15 protein-coding genes are annotated in these 12,935 nt (G+C 70.6%); 12 read left to right on the top strand and 3 right to left on the bottom strand.

Going from position 1 to position 12,935, the window contains the following annotated elements:
- Positions 1 to 7 precede the first annotated feature (7 nt).
- Entirely contained in the window at positions 8 to 625 is a 618-nt protein-coding gene (locus tag ACXJJ3_RS15040; RefSeq protein ID WP_458170656.1) for a DUF6891 domain-containing protein, read from the top strand.
- 18 nt (positions 626 to 643) lie between these two features.
- Complete coding sequence (locus ACXJJ3_RS15035; protein WP_458170655.1) at positions 644 to 946, top strand: hypothetical protein; 303 nt, start codon at positions 644 to 646, stop codon at positions 944 to 946.
- A gap of 1 nt (position 947) precedes the next feature.
- On the opposite strand, the gene ACXJJ3_RS15030 is transcribed toward ACXJJ3_RS15035, so the two are convergent.
- Positions 948 to 1,349 (bottom strand): MerR family transcriptional regulator, encoded by a 402-nt coding sequence (locus tag ACXJJ3_RS15030; RefSeq protein WP_458170654.1) that lies wholly within the window; start codon positions 1,347 to 1,349, stop codon positions 948 to 950.
- A gap of 53 nt (positions 1,350 to 1,402) precedes the next feature.
- Here ACXJJ3_RS15030 and ACXJJ3_RS15025 point away from each other — a divergent pair, with 53 nt between their 5' ends.
- The 4 genes from ACXJJ3_RS15025 to ACXJJ3_RS15010 all read left to right on the top strand — a co-directional run bounded on the left by ACXJJ3_RS15025 (position 1,403) and on the right by ACXJJ3_RS15010 (position 5,832).
- Positions 1,403 to 2,566, top strand: coding sequence for an acyl-CoA dehydrogenase family protein (locus ACXJJ3_RS15025; RefSeq protein ID WP_458170653.1), 1,164 nt, complete (start codon positions 1,403 to 1,405; stop codon positions 2,564 to 2,566).
- 7 nt (positions 2,567 to 2,573) lie between these two features.
- Positions 2,574 to 4,103, top strand: a complete 1,530-nt coding sequence (locus ACXJJ3_RS15020; RefSeq protein ID WP_458170652.1) for an acyl-CoA carboxylase subunit beta — start codon at positions 2,574 to 2,576, stop codon at positions 4,101 to 4,103.
- A gap of 14 nt (positions 4,104 to 4,117) precedes the next feature.
- Positions 4,118 to 4,894, top strand: coding sequence for an HpcH/HpaI aldolase family protein (locus ACXJJ3_RS15015; RefSeq protein ID WP_458170651.1), 777 nt, complete (start codon positions 4,118 to 4,120; stop codon positions 4,892 to 4,894).
- Between the two features lie 248 nt (positions 4,895 to 5,142).
- Positions 5,143 to 5,832 carry a maleylpyruvate isomerase N-terminal domain-containing protein gene (locus ACXJJ3_RS15010; protein ID WP_458170650.1) on the top strand — a complete coding sequence of 230 codons (690 nt, stop codon included), beginning with the start codon at positions 5,143 to 5,145 and terminating at the stop codon, positions 5,830 to 5,832.
- Here the strand turns inward: ACXJJ3_RS15010 and ACXJJ3_RS15005 are convergent.
- Positions 5,829 to 6,902, bottom strand: coding sequence for a CobW family GTP-binding protein (locus ACXJJ3_RS15005; protein ID WP_458170649.1), 1,074 nt, complete (start codon positions 6,900 to 6,902; stop codon positions 5,829 to 5,831). The genes ACXJJ3_RS15010 and ACXJJ3_RS15005 overlap by 4 nt on opposite strands.
- A gap of 96 nt (positions 6,903 to 6,998) precedes the next feature.
- Between ACXJJ3_RS15005 and ACXJJ3_RS15000 the strand changes: the two genes are divergently transcribed.
- The 6 genes from ACXJJ3_RS15000 to ACXJJ3_RS14975 are packed head-to-tail and all read left to right on the top strand — an operon-like array spanning position 6,999 to position 12,325.
- The gene (locus ACXJJ3_RS15000) at positions 6,999 to 8,207 is read left to right on the top strand and encodes a GNAT family N-acetyltransferase (protein WP_458170648.1); all 1,209 of its coding nucleotides are present in this window, start codon (positions 6,999 to 7,001) and stop codon (positions 8,205 to 8,207) included.
- A gap of 17 nt (positions 8,208 to 8,224) precedes the next feature.
- Entirely contained in the window at positions 8,225 to 8,926 is a 702-nt protein-coding gene (locus ACXJJ3_RS14995; protein ID WP_458170647.1) for a DUF4129 domain-containing protein, read from the top strand.
- Positions 8,923 to 9,501, top strand: a complete 579-nt coding sequence (locus ACXJJ3_RS14990; protein ID WP_458170646.1) for a hypothetical protein — start codon at positions 8,923 to 8,925, stop codon at positions 9,499 to 9,501. Before ACXJJ3_RS14995 ends, ACXJJ3_RS14990 begins: the two co-directional genes overlap by 4 nt.
- A gap of 6 nt (positions 9,502 to 9,507) precedes the next feature.
- Positions 9,508 to 10,482, top strand: a complete 975-nt coding sequence (locus ACXJJ3_RS14985) for an AAA family ATPase (RefSeq protein ID WP_458170645.1) — start codon at positions 9,508 to 9,510, stop codon at positions 10,480 to 10,482.
- Positions 10,479 to 11,780 (top strand): DUF58 domain-containing protein, encoded by a 1,302-nt coding sequence (locus ACXJJ3_RS14980; RefSeq protein WP_458170644.1) that lies wholly within the window; start codon positions 10,479 to 10,481, stop codon positions 11,778 to 11,780. The genes ACXJJ3_RS14985 and ACXJJ3_RS14980 overlap by 4 nt, the downstream gene beginning before the upstream one ends.
- Complete coding sequence (locus ACXJJ3_RS14975) at positions 11,777 to 12,325, top strand: hypothetical protein (protein WP_458170643.1); 549 nt, start codon at positions 11,777 to 11,779, stop codon at positions 12,323 to 12,325. Before ACXJJ3_RS14980 ends, ACXJJ3_RS14975 begins: the two co-directional genes overlap by 4 nt.
- Here ACXJJ3_RS14975 and ACXJJ3_RS14970 read toward each other — a convergent pair.
- A complete protein-coding gene (locus tag ACXJJ3_RS14970; protein ID WP_458170642.1) occupies positions 12,322 to 12,861 on the bottom strand; it encodes a TetR/AcrR family transcriptional regulator in 540 nt (179 codons plus the stop codon). The genes ACXJJ3_RS14975 and ACXJJ3_RS14970 overlap by 4 nt on opposite strands.
- Between the last annotated feature and the right edge of the window lie 74 nt (positions 12,862 to 12,935).

The following is a 12,935-nucleotide window of genomic DNA, read 5'->3' as shown; positions in this document are numbered from 1 at the left end:
TGCGCGCGTGGGGATCTCTGAGGACTTGCGGCGGGCGACGGACGATCCGGACGGGCTCGAGGGGGTCAGGGAGCAGATCCTGGCCTGGATCCTGCCCGGCTTCCTGAATCGCGCCGAGGTGGTCGAGGCGGCGACGGAGTACGTCGAGGACGAGGAACTGCTGACGGACCGCCAGGTCGAGCAACTCGTCGACGAGTTGTGGCGGGTACGGCTCGCCGCGCAGGAGAGCTGGCCGGCGCGGACCGATGCGGACAACGTCGCGGCGGCGTTCGCCGAACTGGACGCCGCCGGGATCGTCGCGCGGATGAACTTCACCTGCTGCCAGACCTGCGGATCGACGGAGATCTTCGACGAGCGTCCGTCCGACCGCCCGTCCGTCGGTTACGTCTTCTTCCACTCGCAGGACGGCGAACGCCTCGCCGAGGACGGCGCGCAACTGTTCCTCGCGTACGGCGCCTTCGACGCCCCCGAACCCCAGTGGAACGACCGCGTCACCGCCGTCGGCCGCCAGGTGACCGACGTACTGCGGGCCCACGCCCTCCCGGTGACCTGGAACGGGTCCTCGCAGCAGCGCATCCAGGTGGGTCCGCTCGACTGGCGCCGGCGTCTGTCCCAGGGGAGCTGACCCCCTCTGAACAGGCTGTTGAGAGCCTGGGCGCTGGAGCTGGATCGGACGTTCGCCGAACTCGGTGAGATCGCGGCCGACGCCCGCACCTTCGACCGGCTCCGAATGAACCGCCTCGCGGACAGCTGGGACAACACCATCTACTCTTTCGTCGGCGCGGCGTGCACCCGGCGGCCCTGGGTCCGGTCGGCGATCTCCGGTGACGGCACGGCGTATCGCGACTGGCGCTCGCAACCGTCAGAAAGCGTCGTCGAGCGCGGTGCGTTCGACTGCTCTCGGGCCGAGGCCGAGCATGTCGGGTTGGTGCGGCTCGAGCGGTAGGTCACGCCCTGCGGTTGCGGAGGGTGGTGAGGTCGGTGTGGCAGCGGGCTTCTACTTCGGCCAGGTCTTGGAGGGTTTCCTCGATGTCGCGGCGGCGTTGTTCGAGTTCTCGGCGGCGGTGGGTGATCTGGTCGAGGAGGTAGACGAGTTGGCCTTCCTCGCCGGGTTCGGCGTCGTACATGTCGACGATCTTGGCGATCTCGTCGAGGGAGAAGCCGAGGCGTTTGCCGCGCAGGATCAGGGCCAGCCGGATGCGGTCGCGGGGGTGGTAGACGCGGGTGGTACCGCGGCGTTCGGGGGTGAGCAGGCCGCGGTCCTCGTAGAAGCGGATCGTGCGCAGGGTGACGTCGTACTCGGCGGCCAGCTCCGCGATCGACCAGGTCTGCACGTGGCTATTGTGCATGTCGCTCAGCTTGCTTTACGTTTACGTAAGCGTCAAGCACGAAGGAGTGCCTCATGTACGAGTTGTCCGCGGAGCATCAGGAGTTCCGGCGTAGCGTTCGCGACTTCGCGGAGGCGGAGATCGCGCCGAACGCCGCGGAGTGGGACCGCAAGCACTACTTCCCGGTCGAGGTGGTGCACAAGATGGGGCAGCTCGGGCTGTTCGGGCTGACGGCGCCCGAGGAGTTCGGCGGGGCCGGTGGGGACTTCACCAGTCTGTGTGTCGCGATCGAGGAGATCTCGCGGGTCGACCAGTCGATGGGGATCACGCTGGAGGCGGCGGTCGGGCTCGGGATCAACCCGATCCTGACGTTCGGGACCGACGAGCAGAAGGCCACCTGGCTGCCCGACCTGGTCGCGGGCCGCAAGCTGGCCGGCTTCGGGCTGACCGAGCCGGAGTCGGGGTCGGACGCCGGCGCCACCAAGACCCGCGCCGTACTCGACAACGGCGAGTGGGTGATCGACGGCTCGAAGCAGTTCATCACGAACTCCGGCTCGAGCATCACCAGCGTCGTGACGGTCACCGCCCGCACCGGTGAGCGCGCGGACGGGAAGCCGGAGATCTCCACGATCATCGTGCCGTCCGGTACGCCGGGATTCAGCGCCGAGGCGGCGTACGACAAGCTCGGCTGGCACGCGTCCGACACGCACCCGCTGTCGTTCGTGAACTGCCGGGTTCCCGAGGCGAACCTGCTCGGGCAGCGCGGCAAGGGGTTCGGCCAGTTCCTCGCGACGCTCGACGACGGGCGGGTGGCGATCGGCGCGGTCGCGCTCGGCTGCATCCGGGCCTGCCTGGAGATGTCCACGCAGTACGCCGGTGAGCGGCAGACGTTCGGCGTACCGATCGGCCGCAAGCAGGGGGTCGCGTTCCAGATCGCCGACCTCAAGGTGATGGCCGACGCCGCGGAGCTGCTCGTATACCGGGCGGCCGCGCTGAAGGACGCCGGGGCCCCGATGCAGGAGTTCAAGCAGGCCGCCGCGGTCGCGAAGCTGTACGCGACCGAGTCGGCGGTGACAGCGACCCGGATCGCGACCCAGGTGTTCGGCGGCTACGGCTTCATGGAGGAGTACCCGGTCACCCGCTTCTACCGCGACGCGAAGATCCTGGAGATCGGCGAGGGTACGTCGGAAGTACAGCGGATGTTGATCGCCCGGTCCCTCGGGCTACCGGTGGAATGATGACTGCATGACCCACGATCACTGGACCGAGGTCAAGGTCGCCCGCGAGGCGACTCTGGAACCGCCGGAGAAGGCCGCGGCGAAACTGAAGTCGCAGAACAAGTTGTACGTCCGCGACCGGATCGCGCTGCTCGTCGACGAGGGCAGTTTCGTCGAGGACGCGCAGCTGGCGAACGCGCTGAACCCGGGCCTGCCCGCGGACGGCGTGGTCACCGGCCGCGCGCTCGTCGACGGCCGCCCCGCGCTGCTGGTCGCGAACGACCCGACCGTGAAGGCCGGATCGTGGGGCGCCCGGACGGTCGAGAAGATCGTCCGGGTCACCGAGGTGGCGCTGCGCGACGAGCTGCCGATCTTCTGGCTGATCGACTCGGCCGGGGCCCGGATCACCGACCAGGTCGAGCTGTTCCCGGGCCGCCGCGGCGCCGGGCGGATCTTTCACAACCAGGTCGCCCTGTCCGGCAAGGTCCCGCAGATCTGCTGCCTGTTCGGCCCGTCGGCGGCCGGCGGCGCGTACATCCCGGCGTTCTGCGACATCGTGATCATGGTTGACGGCAACGCCTCGATGTATCTCGGGTCGCCGCGGATGGCCGAGATGGTGGTCGGCGAGAAGGTCACGCTGGAGGAGATGGGCGGCGCCCGGATGCACACCAGCGTGTCCGGCTGCGGCGACCTGCTCGCGTCCGACGACACCGAGGCGATCGAGCTCGCCAAGCAGTACTTCGCGTACCTGCCGGGCTCGTGGCGGTCGCGGCCGCCGTCGTACGACGCCTCGGAGGCCGGCCGGGACTTCACCCGCGACCTGGTGCCGGCCGAGGAGAGCGTCGGGTTCGACATCCACGACGTGATCGACGCGGTGCTGGACGCGGACACGTTCTTCGAGATCAAGCCGGCGTACGCGCCGGAGCTGGTGGTCGGGTTCGGACTGCTCGCGGGGCAGGTGGTCGGGATCGTCGCGAACCAGCCGGCGGTGAAGGGCGGCGTACTGTTCGTCGACTCCGCCGACAAGGCCGCGCGGTTCATCTGGTTGTGCGACGCGTTCAACGTGCCGCTGGTGTACCTGTGCGACGTGCCGGGCTTCATGATCGGCAGCGAGGTGGAGCGGGCCGGGATCATCCGGCACGGCGCGAAGATGATCACCGCGGTGTCCGAGGCGACCGTGCCGACGGTGTCGGTGATCGTCCGGAAGGCGTACGGCGCCGGGCTGTACGCGATGTGCGGTCCCGGCTTCTCGCCCGACGCCTGCGTCGCGCTGCCGACCGCGAAGATCGCGGTGATGGGTCCGGAGGCGGCGATCAACGCCGTGTACTACAACAAGATCCAGGACATCGCCGACGAGGGCGAGCGGGTCGAGTACGTCGCGAAGCTCCGTGAGGAGTACGAGACCGACATCGACATCCTGCGGCTGGCCGCGGACCTGGTGATCGACGCGATCGTCGAGCCGGAGAACCTGCGCGCCGACCTGATCGCCCGGCTGGCCGCGGCGCAGTCCAAGGACCGGACGTTCTCGCACCGCAGGCACGGCGTACCGCCGGTGTAGATAGTGTCCGATCCATGAATGCAAACGATTTCGCGTCGAGGGTCCGGGCTCGTGAGCAGCTCGTGGGGTACTGGGTCACGCTGGACTCGCCGGCCGCTGCCGAGCGGATCGGGCGGCTCGGGTACGACTACGTGGTGCTGGACGGGCAGCACGGGCTGATCGGGTACCAGGGGCTGGTGAACGGGCTGCTCGCGATCGACGCGGGGTCGTCGATCGGGCCGCGGCCGTCGGTCGGGCTGGTCCGGGTGGAGGCGAACGCCCCGACGCCGATCGGGCGGGCGCTGGACGCCGGGGCGGCGGGCGTGATCGTGCCGCTGGTCGACGGTACCGAGGACGTGGCGCGGGCGGTGCGGGCGGCGAAGTACCCGCCGGTCGGGGCGCGGTCGTTCGGGCCGATGCGGGCGGCGCTGCGGATCGGGCCGGTGCCGGCCGAGAGCAACGCGGCGACCGTCGTACTGGCGATGATCGAGACGCCGGCGGGGCTGCGGAACGTCGCGGAGATCTGCGCGACGCCCGGTCTGGACGGCGTGTACGTCGGGCCGTCGGACCTCAGCCTCGCGCTGGGCGCGCGGTTCCCGGGCGATCCCGAGGTGGACGAGCCGTTCGAGGAGGCGCTCGCGGTGATCGCGCGGACCGCACGCGAGGCAGGCGTGGCGGCGGGCATCCACACCTTCGACGGCGAGTCGGCCAAGCAGCGCCTGGCCCAGGGGTACACGTTCGCGACGGTCGCCTCCGACCTGAGCCACCTTGAGGCGATCGCCGCCGCACACCTGGACACGGCCCGGTCGTAGCAGGCGGATCTCCACACCATCACAATCCACCGAACTCGGGCCCCTTCTCGCTCACGGCCGCGGCGAAGCCGCAATTGTGATGGCCTGGCGGTCCGCCAACATTCACCAACCAGCTGTCGCCCGCGCGGTTCACGCTCCGCCGGTCGCGGCGATCGGCTGCCTGCGCAGGTTGGTGAGTGGGACAGGGCCGGAACACCTCGGCGTGCTCTCGGGTTAAGTTCGGAGAGAGCACATCGAGGAGGGCCGGGATGAGGGCACCCGAGCGTGGCGCGTTGCCGCTGGGACTGGCGGCGACGTTGGGGCGGGCGTACGGGCGGCTGACCGAGACGGTGCAGGGGTTGAGCGACGCGGACTTCGCGCGCGAGACCCGCTGCCCGGGGATGCCCGTCGCGCCGTTGCTGGTCCATCTGCTGTACGACGCGGAGCGGGCGCTGACCGCGTTCGCCAGCCCGGCCGTGGTGGAGCCGGACCGGGACTTCGTCAGCTACTGGGCCGACGTCCCGGCGCAGGGCGACACGAGCTTCGTGCGGACCGTCGCGTCGGCGTACCGGAGACCCGCGATGCTGGTGCAGCACTGGCGCGAGGTGTCCGAGGCGGCGGTCCGGGCGGCCGCGATGGGGCTGGCGACGAAGGGCCACCGGATCGAGACCCAGGGGCATGTGCTGCGCGCCTCCGACTTCGTCGCCACCTTGGTGCTCGAGGCAACGGTTCACCACCTCGACCTGACCGTGGGCCTGCCGGCCGCCCCGGAGCCGGATCCCGAGGCGCTGCAGGTCACCGCGCGAACGCTGGACGGGCTGTTCGGCCCGGACGCGTGGGACGTGATCGCGTGGGACACCACGACGTACGTGCTGAAGGCGACCGGGCGGGTGCCGCTGGACGAGGCCGACCACGACATGCTCGGCCCGCACGCCAAGCGTCTCCCGCTACTCGGCTAGAAGACCCCGGCGAACGGATCCTCCAGGTTGTCCCAGTCGAGGCTCGTGAGCTCCGACTCGGTCAGCAGGCAGGCGTCCAGGATCGCCTGCAGCCGTGCCGGATCCAGGCCCATGCCGGTCGCGACCACCGTGCATTCGGCCAGGTGCTCGGTGTCCGACCATTCGCCCAGCATCCCGAGCGACGCGCTGTAGCCCGCGGACTCCCAGCGCACCCGCTGCGTCGGGCGGTTCGCCAGCCAGACCACGCCGCGGCTGCGGACGACGCCGTTGACGATGTCCTCGAGCGCGTCGTTCAGCCGGGCCGGATGCAGCGGCCGGGTCGACCGCCACAGCACCGTCGTCACGCCGTCGTCGCTCGGCTGCACCCGGTCCGACGTCGCCAGCTCGCCGGCCCACGCCTCGGCCGCCTCGAAGTCGAACCGCCCGGTCCGCGCGACCTGACCGTCCGGTACGCCGGACACGCCCGCCGGCACCACGGCGGTCCGCGGGTTCAGGTGCTCGAGCAGGTGCTCCAGCCGCTCGGGCGCCGTACTGCGATGCGCGTTCGCCAATACGCACACGTCGGCGTACTCGATCTGGCGGGCGGTCAGCTCCGCGACGTTGCGCCGGTCCGGCAACCCGAGGGCGAGGCCGCGCTCGGCGAGCAGTTCGTCACCGGACAGCTGCGCGACCAGCAGTACGGCGTCGACGACGCAGGTCACCGTGTCGACGACGATCTCGGGCAGCACCGCGACGAGCGTGCTGACCAGCGGCCGGGCCTCCATCGCGGGCGGCGCCGAGAGCACGATGTGGTCCCAGTGCGCGCGGTCGACGAGTGTCTCCAGCAGCGGCACCAGCGACTCGATCAGCTGGCACGCGCCGCAGTCGTCGCCGACTGTGAACTCGCCCGCGTCGATCGGCCCGGACGAGTCGCGCACCCGCCAGGACAGCACGCCGCGACCGGGGAGTTCGTCCTGGTCCACCTCGACGACCACTGTGGTCGCGTCGGTCATCGCCTCCAGGACAGGCTCCCGCAGGGTCGCGGAAAGCCCCACCAACAAGGACAACGGAGTTTTCGCTCGGGCGGTCATGCGCACATTATATGAAAACGGTTTTCATCAGTCCATCGGTACGGCGTGTCCTGAAACCAGAGGCGGCGGGCCGCGATCTTCTGGTAGGCAAGGACCATGGCGATCGAGATCGGGCCCTTCGCGGGCGAGTGGGGCGAGTTGCTGGAGCTGCTGGACATGGCGTTCTCGGCGCCGTGGACCGACGAGCAGTACGAATCCGAGCGGCGGATCTGGGAGCGCGAGCGGAGCATCGTCGCGCGTGCGGACGGTCAGCTGGTCGGGCACACCGGCACGTTCTCGCTCCCGCTGGCGGTGCCGGGCGGGCAGTTGCCGGCCGCGGGCGTGACGATGGTCGGCGTCCGGCCGACGCACCGGCGGCGCGGGATCCTGCGGGACCTGATGCGTGCCCAATTGAAGGATGTGTACGAGGCGGGTGAGCCGCTGGCGGCGCTGACCGCGAGCGAGCCGGTGATCTACCCACGGTTCGGGTACGGGCTGGCCTCGGACCACCAGGAGATCGTCGTACCGAAGGCGTCCCGGGGACTGCGCCCGGTGGCCGGCATCGACGACGTACGGATCCGGTACGTCGAGGCCGCCGAGAGCCTCGCGCGCTGCGCGGAGCTGCGGAACCGGCTCGCGCTCGAGCGGCCCGGGATGTTCCAGCACAACGAGAACTGGCAGCAGTACACGATCAGCGCGACCGTGGTCAGCGACATCGCGAACGCGTCCAAGATCCGGTGCGTCGTCGCGGAACGGGACGGCGAGCTCACCGGCTTCGCGCACTACCGGACGAAGCGCGCCGACAAGGGGTACGTCGACGTACAGCGGGTGCATGCGGTGGATCTCGCGTCGCACGCCGCGCTCTGGCGATACCTGCTCGAGCCGGACCTGCTCAGCCAGACGCACTGCGAGATGCTCGCGTCCGACGACCCGCTGCTGGACCTGCTGCTCGATCCGCGGGCGCCGGGCGCGGTCACCCGGGACGGACTGTGGGTCCGCCCGGTGGACGTCGGCCGCGCGCTGGCCGGTCGGACGTACGCGCGGGACATCGACGTGGTGATCGACGTCGTCGACGAGTTCCTGCCGTGGAACGCCGGCCACTGGCACTTGACCGGCGGTACCGACGGCGCCGCCTGCGAGCAGGTCCAGCGGGACGCCGACCTCACTCTCGACGTCCGCGACCTGGGCGCGGTCTACCTCGGCCGCCCGTCACTCGCACGACTCGGCCATGCGGGCCTGGTCACCGAACACACCCCAGGCACCCTCGCCGTAACCTCGGAAGCGTTTTCCACATCTCGTCTTCCGTTCCTCGACACGGGCTTCTGAGGGGGTAACCTGCCCAGATGCAGACGCAGCGTAGGGGTGCGCTCGCGGCGGCTGTCGTGGTGTTCGTGGGGATCGTGGTGGCGGGGTTCGTCGTGCTCGCGTCGGCGAGTGGGCCGGTGCGGCCGGTCAGCGACAGCACGCTGAAGGCGAGTCCGCGGCCGCTGCCGACCCGGATCGTCACCCAGACGCCGCCGTCCCAGGGCACGCCGTCGCCGCGCATGCTGCCGCAGCACGAGACGCCCGGCTGGTTGCTCGGACTGTGGCAGGCGATCGTGTACCTGATCATCGCGGCGGTGCTGGTCGCCGTCCTGCTCGTGATCATCCGGGTCGTCCGCCGGATCCGGCTGCCGAAGGTGGAGCCCGCGGACGACAACTGGGAGCGGGTCAAGGCCGAGCGGCTGGCCGAGGCCGTCGACACCGGGCTCGCGCAGATCGACACCGGTACGGCGAGCGACGCGGTGATCGCGTGCTGGGTCGCGCTCGAGGAGGCGGCCGCGTCCGCGGGTGTTGCGCGCGAGCCGTCCGAGACGCCGGCCGAGTTCACCGTCCGGGTGCTCGGCGTCGGCGGGATCTCCGAGCCTGAGCTGGTCCGGCTCGGGCAGTTGTACCGGGAGGCGCGGTACTCCACCCACGGCTCGACCGAGGAGGCCCGCGCGACCGCCCGGGCAGCCCTGCTCCGGCTCCGCGAAGAACTCGCCCACGTCGAGGTCGCCCCATGACGTACCGCTGGTCTGCGCTGGAGGAGAAGGGTCCGCCGCCCGAGGTGAAGAAGCGGCGGCTGCCGAACAAGATGCTGATCCAGCACCTCGGCATTGCCGTCCTCGCCAGCCTCGTGCTGGTGGGGATCTTCGGCGCCGCCGGGATGGCGCCGCGACCGCTCTGGTTCGTGGTGGCCGCGCTCGGCGCCGGGCTGGTATCGCTCGCGATCCGGCTGCTGATGCCGGAGGTATTGGAGACCAACTGGCCCGGCCGGCACGACGACCGGCTGGCCGCGCTCAGGATCCGCAACAGCGACAACCGGACCCAGTTCCTCGCGACCTGGCTGCAGGAGTCGAGCCGTGAACGCCGCGCCGGTGAAGGCTCGCAGACGTTCGCCCGCCGGATCCGCCCGCTGTTGCTGGAGCTGGCCACCGACCGCCTGGTGCACCGGCACGGCATCGATCCCGACCGCGAGCCGGACAAGGCCCGCGAGCTCACCGGCGACAAGCTCTGGTCGCTGATCACCGGCGACGACAAGCGCACCGCGTCCCTCGACGAGATCGAGAGCGCGATCCACACCATCGAGAACCTGTGAGGGATAGTGACTGAGGAGCTGACGCTCGCAGAGGTTTCCGGGCTGAGCCGGCAGGTGCTGGAGCGGGTCGGTCAGGCCGTCGTCGGGAAGGGCGAGGCGCTCGAGCTGGTGCTGGCCGGCATCCTGGCCGGCGGGCACGTGCTGCTGGAGGACTACCCGGGCCTCGCGAAAACGCTGGCCGCGCGGTCGTTCGCGCAGGCGCTCGGGCTGGAGTTCCGGCGGGTGCAGTTCACGCCGGACCTGCTGCCGTCGGACGTGACGGGCGCGTTCGTGTACGACCAGAAGGAGTCCGAGTTCGTCTTCCGGCCGGGCCCGATCTTCACCGGGCTGCTGCTCGCCGACGAGATCAACCGGACGCCGCCGAAGACGCAGGCCGCGCTGCTGGAGTCGATGCAGGAGCACCAGGTCACGGTCGAGGGCCAGACGTTCCCGCTGCCGACGCCGTTCCACGTGCTCGCGACCGCGAACCCGGTGGAGTACGAGGGCACGTACCCGCTGCCCGAGGCGCAGCTCGACCGGTTCATGCTCCGGATCGGCTTCGGGTATCCGAGCCCGGCCGAGGAGTGGGAGGTACTGCGCCGGCGGATGAGCCGTCGCCGCGAGGACCAGTCCGTCGACGCGGTGACCGACGCGGCCGGGCTGCTCGCCGCGCAACGTGCCGTCGAGACCGTGACGGTCGACGACACTGTCGGCCAGTACTGCGTTGACCTCGCGACCGCGACGCGTCGCGACTCGCAGGTGCTGGTCGGGGCGTCGCCGCGTGGTTCGCTGGCGTTGCTGCTGACGGCGCGGGCGTACGCGGTGATCCAGGGCCGGGACTACGTCGTACCCGAGGACGTGAAGGCGGTCGCCGTGGCCGCGCTGGCGCACCGGATCACCGTCCGTCCGGAGCTCTGGCTGCACGAGGTGACCGGCGCGACCGTCGTACGCACCGTGCTGGGGTCGGTGCCCGCGCCGCCCACTGTCGCGGTCGCGCGATGAGGTGGCGCCCTACCCACGCGCAGATCCGGGCCGTTTGTGTCGCCGCGGTGCTGCTCGGGGTCGCGGTGTTGTTGCGCCGGCCGGATGCGGCGGTGTTCGGGTTGCCGATCGCGTTCCTCGCGGTCTGGGGGCGGTACTTCCGACCGCACACGCACCCCGACGTACACACCGAGCTGGACGCGGACGTGCTGTTCGAGGGGCAGGGTACGACGTACCGGCTGCGGGTGCCCGGCGACGTGGACCCGGACATCGACCTGATCGTGGCGGCGTTGCCGCGGACGTTGTGGTTCCAGTACGACCCGCCGCAGGCCGCGATCGCGGAACCTGTCGCGGACGGTGAGGTGACGCTGGAGGTCGGCGTCCGGTCGAAGCGCTGGGGGTTGCGGTCGTTGGAGCGGCCAACGGTGACGGTGACGTCGGCGATCGGGGCGTACCGGGTCCAGGTGACGTCGGCCGAGCAGCAGGCGGTGACGACGCTGCCGTTGCGCGAGGGCTTCGAGGCGGTGGACGCCGTACCGCGGCCGGCTGGGCTGGTCGGGCTGCACCGGTCGCGGCGGCCGGGTGAGGGGACGGAGCTGGCCGGCGTCCGGCCGTTCCGGACCGGTGACCGGTTGCGCCGGATCAACTGGGCGGTGTCGGCGCGGACGCAGGAACTGCACGTCACGTCGACCTGGTCCGACCGCGACACCGAGGTCGTGATCATGGTCGACACCGGCGGCGAGATCGGTATCAGCGAAGGCATCGACGGCCGCTCGTCGAGCCTCGACACCGCGGTCCGGGCGGCCGCGGCGATCGCCGAGCACTACCTGCGCAACGGCGACCGCGTCCGGCTGATCGACACCGGCAGCCTGTTCCGCGGCGTCCGGTCCGGCAGCGGTCGCGGGCACCTGCGCCGGATCCTCGACACCCTCGTGCACGCGGACCGGCGCGGCCGCCAGCAGGATGAGGAGCAACTCGCCCGGCGGAACCGGGTCCGCTCCGACAGCCTGGTCCTGGTGCTCAGCCCGCTGCTGCGCCAGACGATGCTCGGCTACATCGTCACGCTCGTGCACTCCGGCTGCACCGTGATCGCGATCGACACGCTGCCGCCGGACGTCGCGTCGATCATCGACGTCGACGTCCACGACGCACGGTCCTGGCCGCTCGCGTGGCGGCTGCGCCTGCTCGAACGCCGGCGCGACCTCGACCGGCTCAGCGACCTCGGCGTACCGACCGTGCCCTGGCAGGGCTCCGGGACACTCGACGAGGTACTGCGCGACGCCGCCCGCCTGTCCGCGGCACCGAGGATCCGCTCATGAGCGCCGACGAGAAGATCACGCTCTGGCTGGCGCAGCTCCGCTCCTCCGGTCGTACGGTGCTGCTCGCCCGCCTGGTGATCGCGGTGACCGGCGCGATCGCGCTTGTCGTGTCGGCGGTGCAGCCGTGGGATCAGCTCGACCTCGTCCCGTACGTCGGCGTACCGCTGCTGCTGGCGGCCGTCGTGCTCCCGGACTCGGTGGCTGCGCTGGTGTTCATGCTGGTGATCGCGCTCGGCTGGATCATGCGTGCGCCGTCCACGATCACGGGGGGCCTGATCCTCACCGCAGCGGCCCTGGTGATCCTGCACCTGGCGACGTCCTTCGCGGCCCAGCTCCCGTCGTACGCCCGCGTGCACCGGGCCGCGCTCCAGCGCTGGTGGTTGCCCGCAGCAACAGCCACGCTGCTGACCGGGCTGATCGCCGGAGCCGCCGCGCTGGTCCATCACGCGAACGTCCCCGGCTCGCTCGCCGTCACATCTGCCGCGATCGCTCTCACCGCCGTCACCATCTGGCTGACGGCCGGCCAGAAGCTGAACCGCGACTAGCCGAACGTCTTCCCGATCTCGGCGGCCCAGGGCAGCGGGATCGCGTTCGGGCCGAGGACCTGCATCGCGGACATGACGGTCATCAGCATGCCGGCGGACAGGAACTCGCGGGCCTGTTGCGGGGTGGCGCCGGTGAGCTCGCGGATCAGCAGGTAGATGCTGCCGAACCGTTCGCGGACGCAGTCGCCGATCACCGGGTCGCCGCTGGCGGAGAAGCCGTGCAGGAGGACCAGCAGCAGCTCGCGTTCGGCCAGCAGGCGCTCGTAGTTCTTGCCGAGTGCGATCAGCTCGGGGGACTCGGCGGCGGCCTCGCGGAAGATCTGCTCGATCCGCTCGCACACGCTGCGGACGGCGGCCAGGAACAGCTGCTGCTTGGTGCCGAACAGGCGGATCACGTAGGGCTGTGAGACGCCGGCCAGGCGCGCGATCTCGTCGGTCTTGGTGCCCTCGTACCCGGACGCGGCGAACGCCCGTACCGCCGCCTGCAGGACCTCGTCGCCGCGTTCCTTCGCGGTCAGCCGCACCTTGGGACTCACGTGTTCTCCCCTCGTCGGTTGACATGTTATCAGTCAATGCATACTCTCGTGATCGAGCTTGTTATCAGTCAATT

This window comes from Kribbella sp. WER1 (assembly GCF_054189145.1).
This window is presented reverse-complemented; position numbering and strand designations above follow the sequence as displayed.

Bases quoted from the DNA above. Each gene is read 5' to 3' on its own strand.
- ACXJJ3_RS15005 (WP_458170649.1), bottom strand. From the start codon at position 6,902: ATGACCGCCCGAGCGAAAACTCCGTTGTCCTTGTTGGTGGGGCTTTCC.
- ACXJJ3_RS15030 (WP_458170654.1), bottom strand. From the start codon at position 1,349: ATGCACAATAGCCACGTGCAGACCTGGTCGATCGCGGAGCTGGCCGCC.
- ACXJJ3_RS15015 (WP_458170651.1), top strand. From the start codon at position 4,118: ATGAATGCAAACGATTTCGCGTCGAGGGTCCGGGCTCGTGAGCAGCTC.
- ACXJJ3_RS15000 (WP_458170648.1), top strand. From the start codon at position 6,999: ATGGCGATCGAGATCGGGCCCTTCGCGGGCGAGTGGGGCGAGTTGCTG.
- ACXJJ3_RS14990 (WP_458170646.1), top strand. From the start codon at position 8,923: ATGACGTACCGCTGGTCTGCGCTGGAGGAGAAGGGTCCGCCGCCCGAG.
- ACXJJ3_RS15010 (WP_458170650.1), top strand. From the start codon at position 5,143: ATGAGGGCACCCGAGCGTGGCGCGTTGCCGCTGGGACTGGCGGCGACG.
- ACXJJ3_RS15020 (WP_458170652.1), top strand. From the start codon at position 2,574: ATGACCCACGATCACTGGACCGAGGTCAAGGTCGCCCGCGAGGCGACT.
- ACXJJ3_RS14995 (WP_458170647.1), top strand. From the start codon at position 8,225: ATGCAGACGCAGCGTAGGGGTGCGCTCGCGGCGGCTGTCGTGGTGTTC.
- ACXJJ3_RS14980 (WP_458170644.1), top strand. From the start codon at position 10,479: ATGAGGTGGCGCCCTACCCACGCGCAGATCCGGGCCGTTTGTGTCGCC.
- ACXJJ3_RS15025 (WP_458170653.1), top strand. From the start codon at position 1,403: ATGTACGAGTTGTCCGCGGAGCATCAGGAGTTCCGGCGTAGCGTTCGC.
- ACXJJ3_RS14975 (WP_458170643.1), top strand. From the start codon at position 11,777: ATGAGCGCCGACGAGAAGATCACGCTCTGGCTGGCGCAGCTCCGCTCC.